This is a genomic window from Rosistilla oblonga (genome assembly GCF_007751715.1).
GTDB lineage: Bacteria > Planctomycetota > Planctomycetia > Pirellulales > Pirellulaceae > Rosistilla > Rosistilla oblonga.
In genome coordinates this window covers 6,203,242-6,230,151 of sequence record NZ_CP036292.1, presented here as the reverse complement: position 1 = coordinate 6,230,151, position 26,910 = coordinate 6,203,242, and the positions used below count along the sequence as shown (strand labels likewise).

Annotated in this window: 17 protein-coding genes; 6 read left to right on the top strand and 11 right to left on the bottom strand. The window is 58.9% G+C overall.

What is annotated here, in order from left to right:
• Positions 1–6 precede the first annotated feature (6 nt).
• Genes CA51_RS22145 through CA51_RS22135 form a run of 3 tightly spaced genes read right to left on the bottom strand, consistent with a single transcriptional unit; the run spans position 7 to position 5,164 of the window.
• Positions 7–915, bottom strand: a complete 909-nt coding sequence (locus CA51_RS22145) for an efflux RND transporter periplasmic adaptor subunit (protein WP_145123327.1) — start codon at positions 913–915, stop codon at positions 7–9.
• A complete protein-coding gene (locus CA51_RS22140) occupies positions 912–2,846 on the bottom strand; it encodes a preprotein translocase subunit SecA (protein ID WP_145123326.1) in 1,935 nt (644 codons plus the stop codon). Before CA51_RS22140 ends, CA51_RS22145 begins: the two co-directional genes overlap by 4 nt.
• A complete protein-coding gene (locus tag CA51_RS22135; protein WP_231745831.1) occupies positions 2,843–5,164 on the bottom strand; it encodes a TolC family protein in 2,322 nt (773 codons plus the stop codon). The genes CA51_RS22140 and CA51_RS22135 overlap by 4 nt, the downstream gene beginning before the upstream one ends.
• Before the next feature lie 330 nt (positions 5,165–5,494).
• On the opposite strand from CA51_RS22135, the gene CA51_RS22130 reads away from it, so the two are divergent.
• Positions 5,495–8,056 (top strand): PAS domain-containing hybrid sensor histidine kinase/response regulator, encoded by a 2,562-nt coding sequence (locus CA51_RS22130; RefSeq protein WP_145123324.1) that lies wholly within the window; start codon positions 5,495–5,497, stop codon positions 8,054–8,056.
• 13 nt (positions 8,057–8,069) lie between these two features.
• Here the strand turns inward: CA51_RS22130 and CA51_RS22125 are convergent, their stop codons facing one another.
• The 6 genes from CA51_RS22125 to CA51_RS22100 form a co-directional block, all read right to left on the bottom strand.
• Entirely contained in the window at positions 8,070–9,533 is a 1,464-nt protein-coding gene (locus tag CA51_RS22125) for a Gfo/Idh/MocA family protein (protein ID WP_145123323.1), read from the bottom strand.
• A 65-nt stretch (positions 9,534–9,598) separates the two neighbouring features.
• Positions 9,599–10,924: a DUF1552 domain-containing protein gene (locus CA51_RS22120; RefSeq protein ID WP_145123322.1), complete on the bottom strand. Its 1,326-nt coding sequence runs from the start codon at positions 10,922–10,924 to the stop codon at positions 9,599–9,601.
• Between the two features lie 63 nt (positions 10,925–10,987).
• Positions 10,988–13,294 carry a DUF1592 domain-containing protein gene (locus CA51_RS22115; protein WP_145123321.1) on the bottom strand — a complete coding sequence of 769 codons (2,307 nt, stop codon included), beginning with the start codon at positions 13,292–13,294 and terminating at the stop codon, positions 10,988–10,990.
• A gap of 257 nt (positions 13,295–13,551) precedes the next feature.
• The gene (locus tag CA51_RS22110; RefSeq protein ID WP_145123320.1) at positions 13,552–13,755 is read right to left on the bottom strand and encodes a hypothetical protein; all 204 of its coding nucleotides are present in this window, start codon (positions 13,753–13,755) and stop codon (positions 13,552–13,554) included.
• Between the two features lie 10 nt (positions 13,756–13,765).
• Positions 13,766–14,917 carry a hypothetical protein gene (locus tag CA51_RS22105; protein ID WP_145123319.1) on the bottom strand — a complete coding sequence of 384 codons (1,152 nt, stop codon included), beginning with the start codon at positions 14,915–14,917 and terminating at the stop codon, positions 13,766–13,768.
• 211 nt (positions 14,918–15,128) lie between these two features.
• Entirely contained in the window at positions 15,129–16,784 is a 1,656-nt protein-coding gene (locus CA51_RS22100; RefSeq protein WP_145123318.1) for a TrkH family potassium uptake protein, read from the bottom strand.
• A gap of 405 nt (positions 16,785–17,189) precedes the next feature.
• Between CA51_RS22100 and CA51_RS22095 the strand changes: the two genes are divergently transcribed.
• The 3 genes from CA51_RS22095 to CA51_RS22085 all read left to right on the top strand — a co-directional run bounded on the left by CA51_RS22095 (position 17,190) and on the right by CA51_RS22085 (position 20,080).
• Positions 17,190–18,731 (top strand): hypothetical protein, encoded by a 1,542-nt coding sequence (locus tag CA51_RS22095; protein WP_145123317.1) that lies wholly within the window; start codon positions 17,190–17,192, stop codon positions 18,729–18,731.
• A 1-nt stretch (position 18,732) separates the two neighbouring features.
• Positions 18,733–19,104: a hypothetical protein gene (locus CA51_RS22090; protein ID WP_145123316.1), complete on the top strand. Its 372-nt coding sequence runs from the start codon at positions 18,733–18,735 to the stop codon at positions 19,102–19,104.
• A 148-nt stretch (positions 19,105–19,252) separates the two neighbouring features.
• Positions 19,253–20,080 (top strand): glycerophosphodiester phosphodiesterase, encoded by an 828-nt coding sequence (locus tag CA51_RS22085; protein WP_145123315.1) that lies wholly within the window; start codon positions 19,253–19,255, stop codon positions 20,078–20,080.
• 96 nt (positions 20,081–20,176) lie between these two features.
• Here CA51_RS22085 and CA51_RS22080 read toward each other — a convergent pair whose 3' ends face one another.
• Positions 20,177–22,054: a serine/threonine-protein kinase gene (locus CA51_RS22080; protein ID WP_145123314.1), complete on the bottom strand. Its 1,878-nt coding sequence runs from the start codon at positions 22,052–22,054 to the stop codon at positions 20,177–20,179.
• Between the two features lie 400 nt (positions 22,055–22,454).
• Here CA51_RS22080 and CA51_RS22075 point away from each other — a divergent pair, with 400 nt between their 5' ends.
• The gene (locus tag CA51_RS22075; RefSeq protein WP_145123313.1) at positions 22,455–23,858 is read left to right on the top strand and encodes an ammonium transporter; all 1,404 of its coding nucleotides are present in this window, start codon (positions 22,455–22,457) and stop codon (positions 23,856–23,858) included.
• A gap of 159 nt (positions 23,859–24,017) precedes the next feature.
• Here the strand turns inward: CA51_RS22075 and CA51_RS22070 are convergent, their stop codons facing one another.
• On the bottom strand, positions 24,018–24,947 hold the full coding sequence (locus CA51_RS22070) for a hypothetical protein (RefSeq protein ID WP_145123312.1): 930 nt from the start codon (positions 24,945–24,947) through the stop codon (positions 24,018–24,020).
• Between the two features lie 536 nt (positions 24,948–25,483).
• Here CA51_RS22070 and CA51_RS22065 point away from each other — a divergent pair.
• Positions 25,484–26,899 carry a BamA/OMP85 family outer membrane protein gene (locus CA51_RS22065; RefSeq protein WP_197451391.1) on the top strand — a complete coding sequence of 472 codons (1,416 nt, stop codon included), beginning with the start codon at positions 25,484–25,486 and terminating at the stop codon, positions 26,897–26,899.
• The last annotated feature ends 11 nt before the right edge of the window (positions 26,900–26,910 follow it).

Here is a 26,910-nt window from a genome sequence, read left to right as displayed (position 1 = left end):
CGAAATTTAGCGGCCTTTGATTTTGCGTTCGGCTTCCGCCATGATCAGCCGCCGACTGGGGACGCTGGCGAGCGCTTCTTGCATGCTCGCATCGAGCTCCCAACGGCAGGTGCTGCCGCTGAACACGCGGCCGTTTTTGTTGGCGATTCGCACCTTGACCCGCACGGTTCCACTTTTGGCATCGGCGATGGGAGCGACCATTTCGATCACGCCTTGCACCGGGCGGTCTTCGCTTCCGACGGTCATGCGAACTGTTTTGCCTGGCACGATCTGGGCTGCGACCGAGATTGGCAGCGAGAAGATCGCCTGCACAATTTCCAGCTGCACGATGGTCATCACGATCGGGTCGGTGGGAGCGACAAACTCGCCGACGTCCTTGTTGATGCTGGCAACCACGCCATCGATCGGCGACTGAAGCACTCGCTTTTCGATCTGCGCCAGGATGCGGTCGTATTCAAAGCGGCGCACCTCGAGGTCTTCGTTGACAGCTTGCAATCGGGCATCGGAGGCTTCGAAGTCGGCCAGCGCGCGGTCGATCTCGCGCTGCGTTGCATTGCCGCGGATCCGCAGTTCTTCCAGGCTTGCCAATTGCCGCCGTTTAACCTCGCGTTCCGCCTGCGCCGAACGCAGGTTCCCTTTGGCCTCTTTAGCGACGCGAGCCGCGGCCAGAGAGGCTTGCAAGATGCGATCGTCCACTTGAGCCAGCGTCTGTCCGCGATGGACCTTGTCTCCCTCGCGGACGTCGATCCGGACCAACGTCCCAATTTCGGTCGCGGGAATCTGGATCGTCTGGTAGGGCTCGATGAAAGCTTCGACCGCCGAATCCGAATCCTGAGCCTGGCAGGCATTGGCCGCGACCGTCAAGAGAATCAACGGGACCAGGCAATGTCGGGCTGTTTTGGTCGTGAGTTTCATCGTTCGATACCTTGAACACTTCGGGTACGCGGTTTGACAATCAGGTTTTGCGTCGCCAGATCTCTTTCCAGCAACTCGCGTCGCAGGTTGGATTGTTGGCGTTGGTTGCGGTCCTGCTGTTTGGCGATCATCGGGGCTAGCCGCTGAGAAAAGTCTTGGTCTTGGGACGCGGTTTGCGGATCGGTGATTCGACGTTCCAACCACCGCGCGATCCAAGGCGCTTGCCGTACGATCGGATCTTCCAGCGTGCAATAAAAGCGAACGCTGCCCGGATCGCCTTGACGCGCCGAGCGGCCGACCAATTGGCGGTCGACACGATCGATGGCGTGATGCTGGGAAACGATCACGTGCAAACCGCCCGCCGCCGTCGCAGCGTCATCGAGATGGATATCGGTTCCGCGCCCAGCCAGGTTGGTTGCGATCGTGAGCGTTCCGGCACGCCCCGCGGCGGCGATCAGCTCCGCTTCGTCGGCGTCTTGTTTTCCGTTGAGCAGCGCGAACTGCAGGCCAGCTTTTTCGAAACGTTCGGCCAGGCGTTGGCTGTCGGCGATCGAATGCGTCCCGATCAGAACCGGTTGCAACCGCTGTTGGCACTGCCGGGCTTCGTCGACGATGCGATCCAGTTTTTCCTCTTCGCCGCGGCAGCTGATCGTGGGCAGTGTGCGGCGGCGGCTGGGCACTCGCAGCGGCACCGCAACGACCGGCAACTGGTAGAACTCCTTCAGCTCTTCGGCGCAACCGTTGGCCGTGCCGGTCATCCCGGACAGCACATCGTACAGCCGAAAGAAACGCTGGCGCGTGATCCGCGCAAGCGCTGTCTGTTCCGACGTGATTCGCAAGCCCTCTTTGGCCTCGATCGCTTGGTGCTGGCCGTCGTTCCAGGTCCGATCCTCGAAGATCCGACCGGTCGACGCGTCGATGATGCGGACCTTGCCGGCGGTCACGATGTAATGCACGTCGCGTTGGAATTGGTAGCTGGCGCGGAGCGCGAGCTGAACGTATTCATGCCAGGCTCGGCGAAGCTGCGGATCGTTGGCGAGAGCCGCATCGGCGTAGATCGCTTCGATTCCCGCAGGCCGCAGTTCCAATCCGCTGCCATCGCGAGCGAGGTCGAAGTGTTGTGCTGGCAACAGCGCAGCGGCAATCTGTTTGGCCGCGCGGTGGATTGCGGCATCGGGAGCTTCACGATCGGCGGTGCCGCTGAGGATCAGCGGGCTGACCGCATCGTCGATCAAAACGTGATCGATCTCATCGAGGATCGCACAGCGTCGACCGCGCTGCAGCAGACGCGTCGATGGAGCGGTGCCGCGAAGTCGCTGGCGCAGTTGATCGCCCAACCGCCCACCGGCTGCCGATCGCAACGTCATCTGATCGCGAAGGTAATCGAATCCGAAAGCATATCCCGGTGCGTAAGTGATTTCGCAGCGATAGGCGTCGGCCCGCGCCGACTGTTCCGCCTCATCGCGCAGACAACCAGCGGTCAGTCCCAGATGCTCGATCACCGGCCGCAGCGTCTGGAAATCTCGCTCGGCCAGATAGCTGTTCGGTGTTGCCACGTGAACGCCGCGGCCGGCCAAAGCGTGGAGCACCGCGGGCATCAGGCCCGACAAAGTCTTTCCCTCGCCGGTCTGCATCTCGGCGACCGCACCATGCGCCAGGATGAGCCCCGCGGTCAGCTGCACATCGTACAGCGATTTTCCCAACACTTGCTGGACGGCTTCGCAAACCAACGCTCCGCCGAGGGCAAGCACCGTTGGGCTGGCGACTGCATCGCCTCGCTGCACGAAGGTTCGCAACCGCGCCACGTGCGCCTGCAGCGTCGCCCGGTCGGATCCATGGATCGCCCGCTGGGCATCGCGAATCGCAGCGACTTGGTCGGGCAGATCGCGAAATTTGGTCGGCGATCCGAAGCGGTCTCGGATGCGTATCATCGCGTTAGAACTCCTGGCGGATGCTGAATTCGATCGCGTCCCCAGGCGGTTGCTGGCAGACGCGTCGGCTGCAGCACCGATTCGCCCTGGGCGTCTTGCAGCGGTGGCGGTTCGGGAAGTCCGTCGATAACCGGCTGGGCGATCGGTTCTTTTTGCATCGAAAGGAGCGTTCCCATCGCCCGACGCAGCGCGATCCAAGAGAGCGCGTAGTTCACGTGGGCGGTGGCAAATGCGGATTCTTCGTTCCCCAGCCGCTGTTGTGCATCGAGCAGATTCTCCAACAGTAGGACAGCCGAGTCTTGTTGCGATGGCAACGCTCGCCAACGCTGGTCGAGGTATTGAACCTCCGCAGCGGCAGCAAACACAGCTCGCTGCTTGCTGACCATCTCGCGATATGCGGTTTGGGTTTCGCGGACCGCGATGTCGACTTCCAATAATGTCTGTTCGACCGTCGATTCAAAGTCGTGGACCTCGCGGCTCAATTCCAACCGGCTGCGTTGCAGACGTCCCTTGGCGGCGCGGTTCCCAATCGGGAACTCGTATAACATTCCCATGCCGTAGCTCGGCCGGCCATCGGTCCATTGTCGAGTCCAGGAACCAAGCGTGTCGGCGTTTTCTTCGAGTCCGGCGACATAAGATCGGATCACAAAATCCAACCGCGGCAGGATCTCGTTCTTTGCCACATCGGCTTGCACCGACAGCGCTCTGACGCGTTTCATCGCTTCACCAATCTCGGGCCGCGAGGTGAGAGCGGTCTGCGCCGATGCATAGGCGGAGATGTCGACGCGGAAGTCCAGTGGATGGTCTTGTGGTGTCCACTCCAACGGCATCGCGGCGATCAGTTCCGGATCGTTGATCAATCGTCGCAGCCGAGCCTGGGAGTTGCGGATCTCGGTTTGCGATCGAATCACTTCGGCTTCGCGTCCGGTGACCGCAACCTGAGCTCGCAGGATTTGTCGCTGCAAGACGTCGACCCCTTCGCGGGCTTGCAGTGTTTGATAGATCTGGCGGGCGCTTTCGAGCAGCTTGCGACGCTGCAACAACTGGCTGCGGCTGAGATACAGTTCCCAATACGCGTTGGTGACATCGATCAAATGATCTTGGATCTGCGCCTGCGTTCGATCGTCGGTCGCTCCGTAATCTAGCTTGGCCAGCACGACGCGGCTCTCGTTGACAAACCGCCCGGCTCCGCTGAGCAGTGGTTGGGTGTAGTTCAATTCCAGTCTCGTCGTTCCCTGCGGATTGGGGATCAGAAACTGTGAGTTGTTGCGTTGGCTGCCGCCGTTCTGCGCCACTTCCAGCTTGCCGCCGATGCGGTTGCTTTGCCGAAGTCCCGCCGCAGCGGTCCATGTTTTGTCTTCGAACCGTCCGTCGGTCGACCCGGTCGTTAAGATGCTGCCGATCGGATCGCTTTTGTCATCGAACTGCGATTCGATAAAACTGTGCCAGTCGAATTGAGCTTCTTCGACCTGGATCGTCGCTCGCCGAATCTGGGGTTCGGTCATCAGCGATTGAATCTGGACCGAATGGGCCAACGCGGATTGAACCAGGCGGTCGATCGTTATCGGCAGCGTTGCCGGCCCGATTCCGATCGAATGTTGCACCTCCGCGTTCCACCACATCGGTTGCAGGTGTTCGGGGAGTGTGTTGTGGTCGCCGATCGTCTGTACGGCAGCGGATTCCGCTGCACTCGGGCGTCGCGGAAGCTCCAACGACATCCCCGTCGTCGGATAGGTCAACGGCGATCCTGCACCGGCGGCTGGCTGGTCGGCGTTCCGGCTGTCGGTGCGCGGATAAGCCTCGATCGGCAGCAAGCTGGGCGGATCAGCAGTCGCAGAATTGTTTTGTGGAGGCGGCGCGATCCGAACCGGTGCGCTGTCGACCCGATTTTGCGGAGGAGCTGTTGCCGGAGCTGGTGCTGTTGCCGGGGCCGGAGCTGGTGCTGGCACCACAGGCAACGGTTGCATCCGCGGTGTTGGCCGTGGGTACGACGGAGGCAGACGCAGCGGAGGTGTGTCGCGCGGTTGTGGAGCGACTCGCGGCAACGGTAACTGCCGCGGCACCGGGACATCAGCGGCGCGGGGCAGATTGGATGGTTCGGGAGTCTCGCCGATCACGCGTGGCGGTTCGATTGGCGGCGGCGTCGGCAAGCGATTCGGCGGAGCCGCGGCCTCGGCTGTGCCAGTCGGAAGCGGGGGCAAACGCTGCGTCCGCGGCTGGTCCGCATCTGCCGCTGCCAACAGCGCAACGGCCGCTATTGCGACGACGCAATATCGGTGGATCGGCTGGGTTGATCGGCTCAGTGGATTCTGCTGCACGGAAACGCCTGATAAGTGAGGCCGTTGTCGGTTTGCCCTGTGGTTCACTCAACATCGGATCAATCTGACCATTCCGAACAATCGGATTGCCTAGAGTCGTTAGAGCTAACCAGATCCAAGTCCGATTCTCCGAACAACCGGGGCGGTCGGATTAACCGGCAAACTCGTGTCAGCTGTTGGATCCTGCCCGCGTTCACTCTCGCCGCGGCGGCGAACCCGACAAATCTTGGCGTCAGGGGGCGGGGTGACGTACCGTTTCCCAAACTCGCGCAGTCCTGGATTGCCGGTTTGGCATGTTCGATCGGATTCCAGTCTCAAGTTGCTCTGCTTATGTTCCGCACCCTGAAGACCGTCGTTTACACGCTGCTGCGACCGTTTCGTTGGGTTGCTTCGCGAGTTCCCACGCGCGTGCGGATCGTTGCTGCTCTGGTGGCGATGGTTGTCGTCAGCTTCATCGGAACGCTAACGTTACAGGTTTTTCCAAACCCGTATGTCACGACGATGGAGGGGCGAGCGAGTTTTACCGAGTCGCTAGCAATGAGTGCGACGACGTTGATCTCTTCCGGGAATCGCGAAGGGCTGATGGCGTTGCTCGAAGGGATCGTCCGCCGCCAGCCCGATATCATTTCGATTGGGCTGCGAAAGCCAAACGGTTCGCTGCACGTCGAAGCGGGCGAGCACTCGCGGCATTGGAATTCAAATCTACTGGAACGCAAGAACGGCCAGGTCTTATCGACCGACCGCCAGATGGTGCTGCCGGTTTATCAACGTGCCGACAAGTGGGCTGAGCTGGAGATCGCGTTTGAACCGTACAAGCCGTTTCTGGGGATCGAACCGTGGAAGCTGGTGCTGATCTTCGTCGCTCCTGCCTGCTTTGTTCAGTTCTACCTGTTCTTGGGGATGATTCTGAAACAATTGGATGCATCGGGAGCGGTCCCGACGCACGTCCGCGATGTGTTGGACAACCTGGGCGTCGGGCTGGTGCTGTTGGATCTCGAGTATCGGGTGCTGTTAGCCAATCCGGTGATCCAAAACGATTTGAAGATGAGCCAGCGACAGTTGTTGGGGCAGAGTGCGTCGGATCTAAATTGGATCGCTGAAGATGATACGGCGCTTCCCTGGACCGAGACGCTGCGTCGCGGGGCGGCGCTGTCGAACCGATTGTTGGGTATCGAGGTCGAAGGCAAGCACTGCATCTTTAGCGTCAACAGCACGCCGATCCAGACTAGCGAAGGGACTTGCCAAGGCGTAATGGTAACGTTCAAAGACATCACGACCCTGGAGGATCACAAACGCGAACTGGCGATCGCTAAAGACGCCGCCGAATTGGCGAACGAAACCAAGAGTCAGTTCCTGGCGAACATGAGCCACGAGATCCGCACGCCGATGAACGCCATCGTTGGTTTCACCGACGTTCTGCGTCGCGGTTTGGAACAGGATCCCGATCGGCAATTGGAATACCTCGACACGATCTATTCCAGCGGCAATCACTTGGTCGAACTGATCAACGACGTGTTGGATCTGTCGAAGATCGAATCGGCGGGCGTGCAGTTAGAGATCCGCGAATGCTCGCCATTCCAGATCGTCAACGAAGTGATCACCGTGTTGACGGGCAAGGCAAACGATCAAGGCATCCAGCTCTCGTCAAATGTCACCGGCGGAATCCCCGAAACAATTCAAACCGATCCGACGCGGTTGCGTCAGATCTTGATCAACCTGGTCGGAAACGCTGTCAAGTTTACCGAGTCGGGCGGTGTCCGCGTAAGCTTTGTTGTGGTCGATGGGCCGACGGGACCACGGATGCGGTTCGACGTTATCGATACCGGAATCGGAATGGACGACCAGCAGTTGAAGCGGATCTTCAGCCCGTTTGTACAGGCTGATAGTTCGGTCACGCGGCGGTTCGGCGGCACCGGTTTAGGGCTTTCGATCAGCAAGAAATTTGCCGAAGCGATGGGAGGCGGGATCACCGTGGTCAGCAGTCCCGGCGAGGGGAGTATCTTCAGCGTGCTGATCGATGTCGGTTCGCTCGAAGGCGTGCGGATGGTCTCGGGCGAAGAGGCGGCAGCGGTCTTGCGCAGCCGTCAACGCGCTGCCGCCGATCAGGGAATCGCCAGCGTGCGAGCGGGCAAGATCTTGATCGTCGACGATACGCCGGCCAACGTTCAATTGTTGAAAGTCGTTTGCAGCAAGGCGGGGATGACTGTCGAGACAGCCGAAAACGGGCAGATCGCGATCGATATGGCCGCCGAAACGCTGTACGACGTGATTTTGATGGATATGCAGATGCCGGTCATGGACGGCTACAGTGCAACGACGGAACTTAGGAAGCGTGGCGTCGAGACTCCGATCGTGGCGTTGACCGGAAACGCGCTAGAAGAGGATCGCCGTCGCTGTTTCGATGTCGGTTGCAGCGCATTCCTCGCGAAGCCGGTGAATATCGACAACTTGATCAAGCTGTTGCAAGAATTGCACGGCGTGGGCGATGCGAAGCAGAGAACCGGCAAGTCGTCGTCGCAGCCGATTGCGGTCGCGGCGTCGCCAGCTAAGGAGCCTCCAAGCGGCCGAATCCGATCGAGCCTGCCGATGGATCTGCCCGAATTCCAGCAGGTCGTCGCACAATTTGTCGACGGGTTGGATCACTGTGTCGGCGAATTGCAGCAAGCGATCCAGACCGGCGATTACGACGCGGTCGCACGCCATGCCCACGCTCTGAAGGGAACCGGCGGAACGGTCGGATTCCCACAGTTCACCGAACCGTCGCGGCAATTAGAAGAAGCCGCCAAGCATGGGGACGAGGCCTTGCTGTTGGCTAGCATCGAAGAGATTCGACAGATCGCCCAAGCGGTCGAGGGGCCGGATTTATCCAAACCGGCCACCTCGACAACGTAAGCCTCGGTCGCGATTAAGCGGGGTCTTTGCCGTCGACCCATGGGCCGGCCAGCTTCATGTATTCCGGCTCTTCCAACACGCTGCCGGTATCGCCAGCACGCCAGCCCGGAATGTGTTTGACCGGTGCGCGTGCAGCCGACAGTTTTTCCCAGCTGGCTGCCCAGCCCGGATCGGTCGTGCTGATCTTGCCCGAATCGCCATCGAAGAAGAAGACAGTCCCCTCGCGGTAGCTGCGTGCACCCAGTGTGACGACAGCGATCGCCGCGGCTCCCAGTTCGGGCGTGTTGTTGCACTGCATCGGCTCTTCAGCCGCACACGCTTCGATCCAGTTCTTGAAGTGGGCGTAAGTCGTGTCGGCGACAGGTTTCGTTGCGATCCGTTCGGTCTTCTGATCGCGGATTCGCGTCACCTGCGATCGCTCCGGAACGAAGTCGAAGCCGTCGAACTGTTCGCCGTTGCCGAACACAAACGATCCGTTGTGTCCACGGATCAGTTGTTGGATGCGAGTTTCCTGGTTGCACATCGTGGCGTTGACCAGACCGTGAACACCTTCGGGGAAATCGGCGGCGACAGTTGCCACGTCGGGAACATCGCGTCCATCGTATTCCATGTACAATCCACCGGCACCGACAACGCGGGCGGGGAATCGCAGGCCGGTCGCCTTCAACATCGCGGTGGTGCGATGGACAAATAGATCGGTGTACATGCCCGAGCCAAACGGCCAGAAACGACGCCATTGCTTGTAGACAGCGCGGTCGAAGGGGATCTCGTCGGCCAAGCCTTCGTCGGATCCGAGCCAACGCTTCCAATCGACATTGGTTGGCGTCATTTCAGGTTCAAGCTTGTAGTACCGCCATTGGCCTTGAGCCGAGTTGCGGAAGTATTCGGTCTGGTACATCAAGACCTTGCCAAGCTTGCCGTCCTGCAGCAAGTTGCGGACTTCGTCCCATACCGGCAGGCTGGTCGATTGAACGCCGACCTGCATCACCTTGCCCGACTTACGCCACGCGTCGACGACCTTCAACGATTCTTCCACCGTCTTGGTCATCGGTTTTTCGCAGTAGACGTGCAGTCCCGCTTCGAGAGCGTCGATCGTCTGCTTCGCGTGCCAGTGGTCGGGAGTACCGATCGCCACGGCGTCGAGATTCTCCTTCTCGATCATCTCGCGATAGTCGACGTATTTGGCCGGCTTGAATCCGGTTTCCTTTTCGATGTAGTCGGCGACGCGATCGCGCTGCACCGAATAGACTTCCGCCAAAGCAACAAGTTCGATGTTCGCACCATCTTTGTGCAGCTGAGCCAGCTTCTTCACATGGGCTCCGAATCCGCGACCGCCAGGACCGATGAAACCGATCCGCAGACGTTCGTTGCTGCCAGCAGCACGAGCAGGGGCGGGAGCTTGAATGACCGACGCAGCCGCAGCAACCGCTGCGGAGGTCTTGATGAACGAGCGGCGATGAGAGCCTTGATTCTCCACGATGATAAGATCCTGTGTTGGGGTATTGGATTCGTTCTTGTGAACGCTGTGGTGTAAATGAACTTTTATGATAAGTCGGTCAACACGCCATCGCTACACAAATTGGGATCTCCAAAGGTAGTGATTTCATGTCCCATTCCATTGGCGATCGCCGCCAACAAACGGTTGTGGTTCTGTTTGTTGTATTTCAGCGAGCGGCCCATTTTGAAGCCCAGCCCGCCGCCGAGCATCACAAATGGGATGTTGTTCAGGGTGTGAGAGTTCCCCTTGCCCAGTTCGTTTGTCCAGACGATCGTCGTGTTGTCCAACAGCGATCCCTGACCACCCGGTTCGGGCGTTTCGTCGAGCCGCTTGGCTAGATAAACCAGTTGCTCGCAGAACCATGTGTTAATCTTCACCAACTTTTCTTTGGCGGCTTTGTTGTCGTCCGGTTCGTGCGACAGCGAGTGGTGGTTCTCATCGATCCCCAGCCAGTTCATCCGGGCACCGCCAACGCTTTTGGTGTACTGCAGCACCGCGACGCGATTCATGTCGTTGGCCAAACCGTTGACCATCAATTCGATCTGCATCTTGCCCAATAGCGGAGCGTTGTCGTTTTCGTTTTTGACTCCCGATTCCAGTTCGGGAACGCTGACAGCGTAGGTCTGCTTGCCGCCAGCCTTTAGTTCCTTCTCCATCTCGCGGACAAACGATTCGTGTTCGTCCAACAGTCGGCGGTCCTCGCGGCTGATCAGCCCGCGGACTCGGCGGAGGTCTTCTTGCACGCTATCCAAGACGCTGCGAATCGTCGCTTGGTCCTCGACGCGGCCGTACATCTTTTCGAACATCCGGTAGGGATCTTCGATCGGCGCGACAGGTTTGTTGGGACCGGCGTAGCTGAGCCGAGTCCAAGGATCGGCGCGGTCGCCGACGTTGACGCCAAACAGTAGTTCACCGAATCGAGTCCGCGTTTCGGGATTGCTCTGCAAAAAGTTCTTGATCTCTTGATCGATCGAAATGCCGCTAGCCCAGCCGGCCGGCGTGTGCGAACCGCCTTGGATGTTTCCCGGAAACAGATGCGTTCCCGTCAACAGGCAACTCATCCCACGCATATGGCTGTCGCCGTCACCCTTAACTTTGTTGCAGATGCCGTGCAGCGTCAGCAGTCGATCTTTGTAGGGTTCCAGCGGTGCGAGGATCCGTTTCAGCTCAAAATCGGAACCCTCTTGATCGGGCCAGAATTCATCGGGGATCGTTCCGTTGGGGCTGAACATGATCACCAGTCGCTGCTTGCGGCGGTTTGCTTTGGCAGCCGACGCGATGCTGGGCAGATTGCTCAAAAACGGAATCGCGGCAGCCGAGACACCCAGCTTGCGCAACAGTTCTCGACGTCCCAGGTTTCGATGATTCATCACACGATCCTTTCGAAAGGGTTTGCGTTTTTAAAGCGTTCGATCCAGCCGATTCGCGGTTGGTTAACGATGTATTGCGGCGATCGTTACGATATCGACCATCAACTCACGGACGTTGAAGTTGTTCTCGACAAAGCTGGCGTGCAATCGATCCAGTGTGTCCGCACCATAGGCGGCCGGCGGTTGTTTGATCAGGTGTTCAAACAGTTGGCGAATGAAGCCCTTCTGAGCCGCTTCGCTCTCGGCCGCATGTAGCGCCAAGTCGCGTGCTCCTTCGAGTCGGATGACTTTTCCGGAGACCGATTTGTAATCCGACGCCGCTTCGATCTTGCGATCCTTTTCGGTCGTTCGATATTGCCCGACGGCATCGTAGTTTTCCAAGCTGAAGCCGAGCGGGTTGATCACGTGGTGGCAACCTTGGCACTGCGACGACTTGGTTAGTTCGGAAACCTTCTCGCGCATCGTCAGGTGTGGATCAAACGCCGCCGCTTCGAACACCGTTGCGATCGGCGGCGGATTGAGCACGCGTCCCAGCAGGTTCCGCGTGACAAACACGCCGCGATGGATCGGTGATGTGTCGTTGTGATACGCCAGTGCCGCCAGGACCAACGGATGCGTGACCACGCCGGCCCGCGGTTCTCCCTTCAGCGAGACCGAGACAAATCGTTCGCCATCGTCGGCATCTTTGTCCGCCGGGTGCGGGATCTTATAGAAGTCGGCGATCCGTTGATTGACGTACATCGTGTCGGACAACAGCAAGCGACGGTAATCGGGAGCGTCACCCCAAAAGACCTCCTCCAGGAACAGGTCCAACGACAACCGCAGATCGGCGACCAATTCGGGCGAGAACTGAGGGTACTGTTCGCTGTCCTTCGACATCTCCTCGGCTCGTTCCAACGACAGCCAGCGTCGGAAGAAGCCTCTCAGTTTCGCCCGCGTTCGCGCGTCGCCGACCGCCGCGACAACCTCTTTCCGCACAGCGTCGGGTTTCATCAGTTGGCCATCTTTGGCGACCTTCATCAGTCGTTGGTCGGGGATCGAATCCCACAAGGCAAACGAAATCTGAGATGCCACGTCGTAGCTGTCGACTTCGCCAAACGGAGTTGTCGGGTACAGGAACCTTGGCGATTTGAGCGTTAGGATCACGCATCGCTTCACCGCTTCGCCGATCTCATCGGTTGCGGCAAATTGCGATTCGACAAAGAACTTCCGCTGCTCGTCGTCCAACGGTCGGCGGAACGCTCGCTCGACGAACTGGTTGCAGTATTTGATGATCTTCTCGCGTCGGTCGGCAGCGTCTGGCTTGGTTTTCGCCAGTCGGTCGATCTGGTCGACGATCGCCGATGCCGCGTCGACTGCCGCTGCGGTCGTCGCTTCGTCCCACGATTTGGAGACCGCGGTGCCGCGCGGGAAACCAAAGCTGGCGTCGTCCGGAGGCAGCGGCGTGGTCGAGACAAACAGCGGGCGCGTGTATTGATCGCGCAAGCTGCGCGATGGGATCACTTGCCGCGGGCGATGCGGCGGTTTCCACATCAGTTCGACCGACGCCGATTTGTCGCGATGCTTAAAGAAATTTAACTTCAGCCGATAGCTGCGGCCTCCCAACAGATGAATCGATTCGGTCAACTCGCGTCGTTCTCCGCCGCTGCTGACCCAGCCATCGATCAACGGCTTGCGATCGTCGTTGACATACAACTTGACGCCGTTGCCGGTGGCGACGGTGAATTCGTAGTCGCCCGTCTCGTCGGCGATCACCAATCCGCTCCAGTTGATCGAAAACTCTTCGTTGCCAATCTTCTCGTCGGGGCTCCCCTGACCGAAATCGAATTTGATCTTCGGATCGACCCGTTCGATCACCAACTTGTCGGCTTTGGTATTCCGCGCGTTGTAGTACTGAGCCTTCAAACCCGGCTTGCCCTTGGGCAGTTGGATCCTGTCGTTGTGGCTGACCAAGTCGCTCAGCACGTTGTCGTATTGTTCCACGGTCAGCCGCGACAGCGTGATCCGCGGCGGTTGGTTCTTCGCTCGCGCTTCGGCGGTATAGAATTGGCCGATCATATATTCGGCGACCGCCAATGCGTCTTGATCGACACACGCCTCGGGCTTCTCGCTGGGCATCGTCTCATGGATCACGCGGGCCAGATCCTCGGCTGCCAGATCGCCAAACAACGGTTCTTCGTAGCGATCGTTAACGCCCTGCCCTTGGTCGCCGTGGCACGAAGCGCACTGCGCGACGTACAGTTGTTTGCCGCGCTTCGCCAGCGCCGCGGGATCCTCCGCCACGGATGTCGCTGCCGTGAACAACAGACAGATCGCGAGCGCGATCCCGCGCTGCGGTGACCGCAATGGAACAGAGGGTGATTTGAGCATCGGCGACGTGGTGGGAATCGTTTGGATTGGGGAGGACACTGTCCGGTGGGCGTGACTCGCTTGGGGTGGGTTCCGCTGCGTTAGCTGGATGTTCGCGGTGGGCGATTTCCCCACAGGGAGTCCTTCAATTGTACGAACCACGTCAATCCCGATGCAAGATCCTAATTGCTCGCAAAGCCAACGGAGAGGCTCGCCAAAAGGCCACGCAGCCCAGCCGAATGCTTACGATTCTCGCATTAGTAAAGAGCTAATAGGTCTTACAACTGGAGGCTTCCGAAGCACAAAGCGGCAGGCAGAGCGAGGCCGAAGATCAGTTGGAGGACGATCGAAAACCAGAATTTTCCCGGATCGTCGGCGCGGACCACAACCGCCTTGCCGCCGGTGAACCCAAAGACGGCGACACCCATAGCCAATTCGAGGCCGAGTATCGCCAGAATGAATAAAAAGCCTGCAATCACCATCTCGCGAGGCTCACTGCTTGGGCGTGATCAGCGCCGCGGCATAACCCAGCAGGTCGCCGCGGGCTTTGCAGAAGTCCTGGATCGGTTCGTATCCAGCTCCCTTTTTGGCAAGCTCCAACATCAGCGGCACCACGCGCGTCGCGGGGACTTCTGCGGGAGTGTACTCCACCGCCGCGGCGAGCGCTTCGGCAGGGCGGCCGACACGGTCCAACAGTTCGACGTAGGTCTCGATCGGACCGGTCCCCTTTTCCAGCATGTCGACGTTGCGAACTTTGCGTTCGAAGTAAGCGATCCCTTCGTCGACCTTCTCTCCCAGCAGGACCGAGAAATAGAGGTCGTGGCTGCTGTAGAAATCGGCGAACGGTTCATCGCCGGGATACTGGAACTGGCGATTCAGTTTGCGGCCGTATTGTGTCATCTCCCACGCGCGGCGGATCTGAGCGGGATCGTCCAGGACGCGCGCAAATCGGATCGTCGACGCGAGGTGCGTGGTGTCGATGTGATAGCCGTTGTCGGAGAACAGCCAACCGCGATCGGCGATCAGTTCGACGATGTTGTTCGATTCCGGCGGCGCCCCTTCGCGCTGCTCGATGTCGCCCCGGACCGATTCGACCAATTCGTTGTAGACATGATCCAACAACAGTGACGCAGCGGGACGCTGTGCCGCAGGCGGTCGTCCGATGATCGATTGTTCGTAGGTGGTGATGCTGTTGCAGGTACCGTTGTTCTCGAGAATCAATTGATAACCGCGAGCGATGTCGACGCCTTCGTGCAGCAGTACTTGGACCAAGTCGTCGGTGTTCTCTTCGTTCGGTTGGATGTCGCGCATCATTTCGGCAACCAGCGGTAGGTTGCCGACTGGCCGCAGATACATCCATCCCTCGGCGATCCGTCCTTCCTGCATCAACATCTGGCCAACCTCGCGGCAGGCGTCGATCAGCCCCATCTCCATCTGCCGATCCAGTTCCTCGCCCGCCGGCGGATCGTCGTCGGTGCTGAACAGCGGCAAGCCGAGCTTCAGACGAGTCTGCAGCTTCAGCGTTTCGAACAATTCGTGTGGCAGTCGTTGGGTGCGGTAGTGATCGACCAAGCGCGACAGCACCGAAGCGGGGTCTTCGCGGCAGGCGATCAGCTGGTCAAAAGTATCGGAAGTGGTGGACATTTGGGGTACCGCGTACAGGACTGGAGGTGGGAATCGCGTTTGCCAATGGGAGGTTGGCGACCGTGAGTCTCTAGTATCGACGCGAAGCCCCAATCAAGCAAGCAGATGCCCCGCCGTGGGCGCTGCACCCGCCATCGGAAGCTAGGCCGATGGGACTGATTTGCTTATCGACTTCGCGACGTAGGACGTCTGTCGCCTCGAGGCTGGCAGCTTAAAAGCGTCGCCAGAACGATGGCATCAGCAGGACTAGGACGCTGAAGACTTCGACGCGCCCGAGCATCATCAGCCAGACGAACAACAGCTTGCCCCCTTGGCTGAAGCCGGCGTAGTTTTTTGTCGGACCGGTAACGCCCAATCCGGGGCCGATGTTGTTCAGCGTGGCGGCGACGGCGCTGGCGCAATCGAGCAGTTTTTCATCGAGCGTATGTTCTTTCAGCTCGCGCCGGGTGACGTTCGAATCGGCAGCCGGGTCGGCCTCCTCCATCACCTCGGCAACCGCTGCGATCCGATTCAGGTCGGCGCCCCAGGTCGTGGAGGGTTCAAAGGTGATCAATATCAACCACGATGCGATGAAGATCCCCAGGATCAAACAGAAGTAGACGGGGATCGATTTCCGCAGCTCTTGATCTTCGGTCGGGCTGCCCCCCAGCGTCAGCGGCCGGACGACGCGAGGATGATGCACGCGTTCGACTTCTAACAACAGGATCTTGTAGAAAAGCACGTGCCGGATGACTTTCAGTCCGCCGCCGGTGCTGCCCGCACAACCGCCGACAAACATCAGCAGCAGCAAGCTGCCGCGGCCGAAGTTGTTCCAGTTGTCGAAGTCGCCGGTGCCGTAGCCGGTTGTTGTGATCACCGAGACGACTTGGAACAGACTGTATCGCAGCGAACTGCTGAACGTATCGAAGCCGGCGTCGTGGTGTCGCATCCCAAAGAAGATGATCAGGGCCGAGAGGACACCGATTATGCCGAGATAAAATCGCCACTCGGTATCGCGGAACAAGCGTCGGGGGCTGTCGAAGAGCGACAGATACAGCAGCGTGAAATTTGTCCCCGCGAGGATCATGAATACGATCGTGGTGTAGTCGATCGCCGCGCTATTGAAATGCCCCAGGCTGGCGTTCCAGGTGCTGAAGCCGCCGGTCGCCATCGTCCCAAAACCGTGGCAGACGGCATCGAACATCGACATCCCTTCGATTCGATAGATCAGGATCAGGATCAGATTGAGACCGATGTAGATTCCGGCGAAGGCCCACGCTGTCGCTTGCATCCGCGGCATACTGCCCTCTTTCGTCGGCCCCGGCATCTCGGCTCGCATCATCGCTTTGCCCGCAGATCCCTGTCCCAGGATCGCGACGAACAGAACGACGATTCCCAGCCCGCCGAGAAAGTGGGTGCTGCTGCGCCAGAACAAAATGCAGTAGGGGACCATGTCGGGGTTTTCCAGATTGGTCAGCACTGTCGCTCCGGTGGTGCTGAATCCCGATTGAGCCTCGAACATCGATTCGATGAAGGTGACCGGTTCGCCCGGACGGATCTGCGTGCGGCTGAACCAAAACGGCAGCGCTCCGAGAACCGTCGCCAGCACCCAACTGAGTCCCACGACCGCCATCGCCTCTTTTTGAAACAGCGCGGCCCCTTTGCTCGACCGTCCGGTGCGGATCAGCATCGCGCCAAACAGCACGCAGACAGCGACCGACCCCAGCAGCGCCGCGACGCCATCCCATTCGACCACTTCGATTCCCGGTGTGTCCGCACCGGTTCGGTTCGCCAATCCCGGCAGCGCCCAGGGGAGACTGAACAGCATCGACCCGCCGATCAATACACAGACGATGCCCAGCAATCGGCACAGCAGACGATAATTCATGAAGCTTACTCTGACAGGCGGTCCAGTGAATTCCGGACGCATTATCTGCGAACAGGCCCGTTTTGTTTAGCACCGTGCGGGAAAATAGCTGCATCGCGGCAGATCGCTCGCCGGCCACCGTAATGGCGGTTAGTCTTCCGGTGATGGGACTGGTTCCGGCGAGCCGCCGACGGAAACGCTGGTCGGTGAATGTCGCTACGACGCCCGTTTTACAACGGTTTCTGACGGTTCTGCGTGCTGCGACGGGGTGGAGTTTCGCGATTGCGCACAATGAGGCCGCGGAGGTCAACTTCACCGATCGGGAAAGCGATAACTATTAGGTTGAGAAAAAGTCCACGCCCCGCGACCCTTCTCGATGCCCTTGTTGATGGAGCTATCACGCCACAACACCCTGAAGATCGATCGATGACTACTTCTCTTTCTCTTACTTACGACTACTTAGGCAGCACGTTAAATGTTGCCGCCGTCGACGTATTGCTGGAGACCTTCCGCGCCGCCGGACCCAGGTCGCGGCGGATGTCGATCTCCACGCTGATGCAGCGGGATACGGACCCGGTCTTCAAAGAACTGCTGAGTCTGTGGAACGAAATGAAACCGTCCGAGCGGCAGTTGCTGGGCGATCACAGTCCCAAGTTTGGAATGTATGTCGCAAATGCGATGTCGGAGGATTCGGGGGCGGAGTCGGAGATTGCCGTCGACGTCGCGGCTCAGTTGAGCATTCACGAGGCGTTGCCCGAATTGATCCAGACCGCAGAATCGTCCAAGAACCCGCGATTGCAAGACCTCTCGCTACACGCGGTTCTTTCGATGACCAAGTCGCTTGGAGCCGAAGCGCGCAGCTTGCAAGACCGTCCTCAACTCCGCCGTCGCGCGCTGGAACGGTTAGCGATCTCGGTCCGATCGATCGATTTTCACGGTCGCGAGGAACTGATCGATGCCTACCTGAGCGCCGCGACGTGGAGCGATTCGATGCTGCAGGCGATGCTCGACGCCAACGGCAAGTCGGCCGACACGATGGCTCGCCGGTTGATGCATTCTCAAAACGACAGCGTGATCGACCTGTTGGCCGGTTGGATTTCCAAGAGCCGAATTCCGGAACCCGTGGTCCCGGTGATGCGGTCGCGATCCGATTCCGCGTTTCGCGACGCGGTCTTGCGGCACGTTGGACCGGCGCCCACACAGCGAACGCTACGGCAACTGGACAACCTCGGTGGAATGCTCGCCTTTGAACAGGCCGATCTGTTTGAACAGACCGCCAGCGAACTTCAGGCTCCTCTGATGTACGTCTTCGAGCGACTTGGCACCGACAGTGAGGTCGTTCGCGAGACTGCGATTCAAGCGATCGAGATGGGGGACAACGATGCGATCCGCGCGGCTTCGATGGTCCTTCGGCATTTGGGCCCGCTGCCGATTGCAACCCTCAAACCCGAAGCAAATCGGATCGCGTGTTCGATGGACAGCGATGCCACTTACGAATCGGTCTTCGATGTTCTGTTGTGGCGGCAGATTCAATTGCTCGATTTCCCTTGCGAACATGTCCAAGCGACGATGCGTGAGTCGCTGGCGAATTTATCGGTCGAGGCGTTTTTGGATCCCGAATCGAGTTTGCAGTTCGCCGACCTCGCCAGCATTGCACACGTTCTGAGGTTGATCGATCCTCAAATGGAGCGTGTCGTGCTCGAGGGGCTGAAGCATCCGATGATCCAGACACGATGTAGGGCCGTCGAAGCCGCCGCGGCGTTAGGCTTGATCGACAGCCTGCTCGATACGTTTCGTAGAATCTATATCCAGGATCACCTGACGATCCGGATCCATATCGCCAGCTATTTACAACACGCGATAAGTCCCGAGGCTCGCGCTTGGCGGGAAGAATTGAAGGAAGCCGCTTCGGGGCCGGTTCGCGACGCGGCTCGACTGGGCGCAGGCCGTATGCAGGAGATCTATTGATATGACATCGCGTGTTGGAGACCTTGCAGAGTATTTTCAGACGACAGCCAACCAATCGAACCATTCGATGGCGGTCGGTGTGACCGTGGGCATCCTCGTCCCTGCGGTTGGCGTCGGATACTTGCTGTATCGCAAGTATTGCGGTTCGGAGCATGAGTTTTATGCGCCAAACAAGGTGTTCAGTGGACTGTGCCGGGCCCATCGATTGGACCGCCGCGATCGTCGCTTGCTGCTGCAGATCGCTGCCGAAATGAAGCTCGATCAGCCCGCGCTGTTGTTCACCAACCCAGCGCTGTTGCGGACCGCGTCGCGGAAACAGATCGCGGCTCCCGCAAAACGGATCAAACGTCTGCACCGCACGCTCTTCGATTGATCGCTCGATTCATCAGATCTTCATCTGCCGCCGAGGACTTCGCGATTTCGATCGGTGGCCTGTTCGAGTATGCTGGGCGGCAGAAGAAGGGTCGCGTCGATTTGGCGATGCTTCGATACCGAATCCTAGAAATCGATCGAGAGCTTAAATGTTAAACGGACGTTGGTTGTTGGCTGCGTTGTTCGTATGTGGTTCGCTGAATACGACGCTCTGGGCGCAGATGATCGTCGCGCACCGCGGGGCTTCTTATGACGCTCCCGAAAATACGGTCGCCGCTTTTGAGGAAGCTTGGCGTCAGCAATCCGATGGCGTCGAGGGAGACTTCTACCTGACGACCGACGGCCAGATCGTGTGCATCCACGACAGGGATACTCAGCGGACTGGCGGTCGCCGATTGAAGGTCTCCGATTCGTCTTTGGAACAGCTCCGCGAGCTCGAATACGGCGCCTGGAAAGACGCTCGGTTTGCGGGCGAACCGCTGCCGACCTTCGCCGATGTCTGGAAAGCCATCCCGGCCGGCAAGCTGTTTGTCGTCGAATTAAAAGTTGGTCCCGAGATCGTTATGCCTCTCAAACGGCAGTTGGAAGAACTCAACGTTCCGCTGGACCAGGTCCTGATTATCTGCTTCAACAGCGATACGGTCGCGCGTTGCAAAGAGTTGTTGCCGACGGTTCGTGCGCACTGGTTGACCAGTTACAAGAAGGATGCCAGCAGCGGCAAGTGGCGGCCGAGCGTCGACCAGATCGCCCAGACGATCCGCGATTGTGGTGCCGACGGTTTGGGGACGCAAGGGAATCGGCAGGTTGTCACGCCCGAGTTCATTGCTCAATTGAAGAGCCGCGGATTGGAAGAGTTCCACGTTTGGACAATCGATTCGCCCGACGACGCTCGCTACTTCCAAAAGCTTGGCGCGATGGGGATCACGACCAATCGGCCCGCTCTAATTCGCGAATCGCTGGCGACCGAAACTCGTTAGTCAGATCCGCAGCGATTCAGGTCGCGATCGCTGGCAATGGTGATCGATGACAGCGGCGATCGATGACAGCGGCAGTGGCACAATCGCCGCTGCCGTTCATTCGGCGTCGACAGCTTCCGTTGCCGGCGGTTCTGCTGGCGCAAATCGCTCGGCGGGAACGCCGTCGGGCCCCACGGCGCTCAACAGATCTTGGGTCCGCCGGATCTCTTCTTCCGCCCACGGTTTGTCGGCGTACAGCCGGATCACGCTCTCCAAAAACTCTCGATGCCGATCGGGATCGAGTCGCGCCAGAGAGCCATCGATCCAGGATCGCAGTTGTTGAGCCTGGGTGTTGGCCTGCTTGCGATTGATCTCTTTGAGCGGTTGGATCTCTTGACGCACGATCGGGATCAAACGGGCGACCGATCGGTCGCGATGGTCGGCGTGGCTGAAGACGATCAACCAATCCTCCAACAGTTCACGCGCCTCGGCGGGGTTCTCTTCCCGCAGCAGCATCGCTTCGACAAATGCCTGTTCGGCCGGTTCGAGTTGTTCGATGCCCCCTTTGAATCGAGCCCGCACTCGCAAGCGGCGGAAGACGCGATCCGAATCGATCTGGTCGGCCAGCGCAGAGACCTCTTCGGCTCGGTAGTCGTCGGGGTACTGGGCGAGGAATTGTTTGATCGCACCAGCCGCATTGTCGACGTCGCCAAAATCCTCCGCTTCGCTGATCTTGTTGTACAGCGATTCGGCCGACGGCGGTTGCATCATCCACAACGCCGCGGTCACCAGCAGCAACAGTAACCCGATCAGCAGCAGGATCGACAGCAGGCTCTCCCGCTGCGTCGACTCTTGAGCGTCGGCCGTTAGCGGTGCCGACGCGCGGTTGCGTTCCTCTTGATCGACGGTGCGGAAATGGGTCAGCGGAGCAAGCGTCGCCGTTTCGGGAAATTCCTGGACCTCGGAATTGATCGTATCTTCAAATCCGAACTGGCTGCCCGTGCCGCCGTCGGGAAGATCGGTCGCGTCGAGCGTCGGCCGTTGGTCGGTGGGAATCGCCGAGGAGGCTCCGAGATCCAACGATTCATCGGCGCCGCCACCAAGTGTCGGTGCGTTGTCGATCGTCGGCCGGTCGGCATCGAATGTCAGCGAACCAATTTGCAGGTCGTCGGCCAAGATCGCTCGCAACCGATTTCCAACCGCCAGCGCCGTCGGAGGTCGATCTTTCGGCCCCTTCTCCAACAACTGATGGATCAGCGAAACAAGCTCCATCGGCAATTCGGGAAGGATCAAATCGAGAGGCGGTGGCGGGTCGGTGTGTAGACTTGTGATGACTCGCGTCAGGTCTTTCCCGGCAAAGGGCGGACGACCCGCCAAGCAGGCATACAGAACATTTCCCAACGCGTACAAATCGGTTCGCGGCGTGATCGGGCCATCGCCAGCTTGTTCGGGAGCCATGTAGTCGGCGGTCCCCAGCATCGCGCCGACCGCGGTCATGTCATCCCCCAACCACAGTTTGGCGATTCCAAAATCGGTCAACTTCATCGATTGATCTTCCGCGATCAACAGGTTGGCCGGTTTAAGATCGCGGTGGATCACACCAAAGTCGTGGGCGTGCTTGAGGGCTCCGCAGATGTCGATCCCGTAGCGGACGACGTCGCGCCAAGGGAGTCGTTTCAGCGAGCGGATCTGCTGCTGCAGACTGGGGCCGTCGACCAGTTCCATCGAATAGAACAGATGCCCCTCCTCCTCGCCGTAACCGATCAACCGCACGATGTTCGGGTGATTCAGCTTTTTAAGCGTTTCGATCTCGGTGGCGAAACGACGTCGGAAGCGAGGTTGGTCGGCGATTTGCGGAGCGATCACCTTGATCGCAACACGCTCCTGCGACTTGGTGTGCTCCCCGCGATAGACCGCGCCCATGCCCCCCTGCCCCAGCTTGTCGAGAACTTTATATGGTCCGAGGTGTTCGAAATCGATCATGATCGCTGACATGCTGGGGGGAATCGCTCAAAGAGAGCATTCTAACCTCGGAATGCTGCTGCAGTGGAGCCCCGAGCGATCTTCTTTGCTGGAGGGGGAGCGTTGGGCGAACGTCTCCCCATTTCTCCCAAAACCCCGTACAGCGAAGGATCTAGGCCCCATGTCAAGACGTGGCACTCCCAAAACGTATCCCGATCAACTACCATTTTGACGTCGATGCGTCGCGTGCGATCCGCAGCGGCGTTTCCGATTGCACTTGCGGATGCACCACGAATTCATTTGTTCCTCTGTTTTGTTGGGGGAAGGCGGCAAGTGGAGTCTGTCATCGGCCAGGTGCGTAATTTCCACCCCCTAGTCGCGACAGAAGAGGCGAGAAGTGATCCGTTTCCCCCAGCAAATTTTGTGTTTCTTAATGTTGTCCTGCGTGGCAACGATCTGCGTTGGCCAAGAGGCTGTGCCGCCACCGGACACTACCGCCTACAGCACCGCCAAGTTGGACGAGATGCAAGCGAGCATCGACGCGGCCGCGTTGGCTGGCCACAACGCGTGGATGTTGACATCCTGTGCGTTGGTGTTGTTCATGACCGCCCCCGGGCTGGCATTGTTCTACGGTGGGCTGGTCCGCCGGAAGAATGTGTTGAGCGTGATGATGCAGTGCATTTTCCTGATGGGGCTGATGACGGTGATTTGGTCACTGTACGGCTATTCGTTAGCATTTGGCGGCACGCCCGGCGAAAGCTATCTGTCGCATCTGATCGGCAACGGCGAATATCTGATGATGAACAATGTCTCGCGGACTTGGGACGAAGCCGCCGGCGCGCCCTTCACGCCGATGGAGGGTGAGATCCCACGGCTGACTCACATGTTGTTCCAAGGGATGTTCTTTATCATCACGCCGGCGCTGATCTGCGGTGCATTTGCCGAGCGGATGAAGTTCAGTGCGATGGTCGTCTATTCAGTCCTCTGGGGAACGTTCATCTATTGTCCGCTGGCTCACTGGGTTTGGGATGGCGGAATCCTGGCCTACGACGGCGATCAAGCGGTCTTAGGGGGCGCGCTCGATTTCGCCGGAGGGACCGTGGTCCATATCAGTAGCGGAGTCTCGGCACTGGTTGCGGCGATCATGATCGGTCCGCGGATGGGATTTGGAAAGTTGCCGTTGCCGCCACATAACTTGACCTTCACCGCCGTCGGTTCGGCGATGTTGTGGTTCGGTTGGTTCGGCTTCAACGCTGGCAGCGAACTGGCGTCCGACGCATTGACCAGCAGTGCGTTTGCTGTCACGCACTTCTCCGCTGCCGCCGGCGCGGTGGCGTGGGCAGCTTGTGAATGGCTGTTGCGCGGCAAACCGACAGTTCTAGGCGCCTGCAGCGGCGCCGTGGCGGGACTTGTTTGCATCACGCCAGCGGCTGGGTTTGTGAACCCGATGCCGGCGCTGATCATGGGAGCGATCGCGGGGGTGGCTTGTTATTGGTCGTGTGCCAAGTTGAAGCACATCTTCCGCTACGACGACGCCTTGGATGCGTTTGGCGTTCATGGAGTCGGCGGCACGGTGGGGGCTGTCCTGACGGGACTCTTCGCGACCCGCGCCTGTTGGGATATCGGCGAAGGAGCCAAGTTGGGACTGTTCGAAGGGGGCAACGTATTGGCTGGACAAGTCGCCGCCGTTGTCGTCACCTACGTCTACGCCGGTATCGGCAGCATCGTGTTGCTGCTGCTGATCAAGATGACGATCGGTCTGCGTGTCGAAGCAAACGATGAAGAGCAGGGGCTCGACATCTCGCTGCACGGCGAAGAAGCGTATGTGTTGAACTGATCGATTCGAGAGGCCCGATTGGCTGGCACAGCCGATCGGGCGTCGCGATCTGATTTTTTAGAGGCATCGCCTGCGTGGATCTCAGCGCAGTCGATGCCTCTTTTTTTTGTAGCGGTCTCCGCTCTCTTCGGTTCCCGTTACCGCCAGTCGCTCGGCCGGTCAGTGGCCTGCGATCGGCGCTCGCACCGCGACCGCGCTCGGATCGACATCCAGCCCTCGGCCGCACGTTGCGACCAGATAGCGGTGGGCATCACCGCGCTGCTGCGGCGTCCAGTCTTGGGAGACTCGAAGCCAATAACCGCGGTCGGTTGCTAGCCATGCGGCGACGCGGTCGGGCGTGTCGTGGCGGTCGATCGTCAGTCGCTGCTTCAGCTTGCCGATCAATTGCCGTTGTTCGGCGTCGAGTCGCTTGCTGTCGATTTGATTCAACAGCGGCAAAATTCCGACGCCGGCGGATGCCAGTTGCCGCTGCGCCGCAAGCCGCTGACGTCGGTTGGGATCTGCCAGTTGCCCGACCGCTTGTTCAACCGATGCCTTGGTGATCTCCGGCGACCGCGCCGCTTGGGCTCGCAAACGCTGGTCGATCGCATCGGAAAATTCATCCATCCGATAGCGGTCGAACATCAGCGACAACAGCGGGGCGACAGCCGTTTCGAACAACTCGGGTTCTTCCGCTATCAAATGCCAGAAGCTGGCGGTTTGAATCTGCCGACTCTGTTCCCCGATCTCGTGGGTGATCTCGATCGGGCCGCTCGCCTGTTGTTGAATCAGCAGCGTTTCAGTCCGATCGGCGGGCAACTGGTGCTTCGCTTCGATACGTATGCAATCGTTTTGCGTCGTATCGATCGTCACCTTGGATTGTCCGAGATGGCGGACGTAGTGCAGCGAGGGAGTCCCGTGGTTGGCGGTTACAAAGAGGAACTCTTCGTCTTCGCTGGGAGCGGCTGTCGCTTGGTGCAGTCGGACTTTCTTGTAATGAAAGCAATCCAACTTAATTCGCCCCAAGACCAGCTGAAAGCGACCGCACTCGGTCGAGAGAATCAGACTCTCCTCAGCTAGCGGCTGAGCGACGGCGACGTTTGATAGCAAAACTAAGCCGATAATAACGGCCTTCGCGATGGACCACCTCATGACCTCCCCCTTCTTGGTTTGGTGTCTGTGAAAGACTGGGTGTTCCTGCGGCCGGGTTTGCTGGCACCCGACGAGGACGTGATTTTAGAAATTTATAGTCGAATGATAGTGCTACTCTCGAAAACCGCCTGCTAAAAGTCGTGTCACGTCCTCGCTGAAATGCTCCCAGCCGAGAACTCCCTCATTCCTGGTTATCGGAAACGGTCGGCAACGTACAGCTCAATTAAGCGAGAAATAATGCTCAAAGCGACTCTATTTAGGAATTCATAGTTTTGCTGGCGGTCGGATTCTATCGATATTAACGATTCTAGGGGTACCTGCCGGCAGAACTCGGCTTGTGACGACAAGCCCGAATTGGTTAGTTAACCACAATGAGTCTGAATTTCGAGGCGAGCCGGATCGTAAAACCGCGCGGTTTTCGCCGCTGGCGGGGCGTTAAACGCCTTGGCTTGATTTTGGGATCCGTGAATGAATTACGCAGAGGAAAGGAATCCATGCGTCAGAGAGTGAACATGCTTCGCCGAAGCCTATGCTTGGTCTGCGTCTTCGCGTCGCTATCGGTTGCTCACGGGCAATTTGGTGGCGGCATGGGAGGTGGAGGTGGTGGCAATGCGCCCGCCCCTCCTGGCGTAGAAAAACCGAAGTTCCGCGACCATATGTTTCAGCAGGGATCGATGCGCGTGCAGCGCGAGACCGGCGATCAATTGGTGGCGGGCGTTTCGGTAAAAGGTAATCGTAGCGTCGGTCTGGATCGTATCATGGCCAAGGTGCAGACGCGCGAAGGCCGCGTCTACGACTTCAATTTGGTCATGGAAGATGTTCGCCGGTTGCATAAGTTTGGTGCTTTCGAGCACATCCAACCGGAGATCGTTGAAACGCCCGAGGGTGTCCATGTGACGTTTGTCGTACGGGAGCGCCCGATCGTGCAAGCTGTCGAATTTGCTGGCAACCGCGGAATCAACGACCGCGAACTCAAAGGGCGTGCGGGGATCGCACCCGGCGATCCGTTGAACCAGTTCTCGATCGAATCAGCTCGCTCACGGCTTGTCGATTATTACCACGAGGAAGGGTTTAATCAGGCCACGATCGAAACGGTGATCGGCAAGACCGGATATCCCAACGCGGTGATCTATCGGATCAACGAAGGGCCTTTGGAACGGATCGGTTCGATCGAGATCGTCGGCAACACGTTTGTCAGTTCGGCTCGGTTGGAAAAGATCATCAAGAGCCGCGATGCGTTTTTGGGAATCTTCAATTTTGGCAACCGCGCCAAGATGGACATCTTGCAACAAGATCTCGAAAAACTAACCAGCTACTACCGCGACCTTGGCTTCTTCGAAGCGGAGGTGGGCAAGATGATGCGGTACGACGAATCGGGGAAATATCTGAACCTGCGATTTGTGATCAAAGAGGGACCTCGCTATTACGTCCGCAATGTCGAACTGATCGGGAATCAATTTGTCGACACCGCCAGTTTGAAAGAGCGTTTGCGGTTGAAGCCGGGCGACGCGTTTGATCGCGGTAAATTGCAAGCCGATGTGACCGAGATCCGCTACGGGCTGGGATCGGTCGGATTTATCTTCGCCGACGTGCAACCGCGGCCAACCGTCTTGGACGAACCGGGGCAACTCGATTTGGTCTATCGGATCGCCGAGGGAGATCAGTACAAGTGTGGTGAGATTCGCATCCATGTCGACGGCGACGACCATCTGGTGGCCGAGCATGTGGTCGAAAACCGCTTGGAGTTTGCTCCGGGTGAGATGCTCGATCGCAAGAAGCTGGACCGCAGCGAACGGTTGTTGAAGTCGACGCAGATTTTTATTACCAATCCGGCCGAAGGCGCAGTTCCGCGAATTGTTGTCGAACAACCCAAGCTGGTCGATCTGGAAGCGGCTGCGGATGAATACTAAGAAGAATTTTA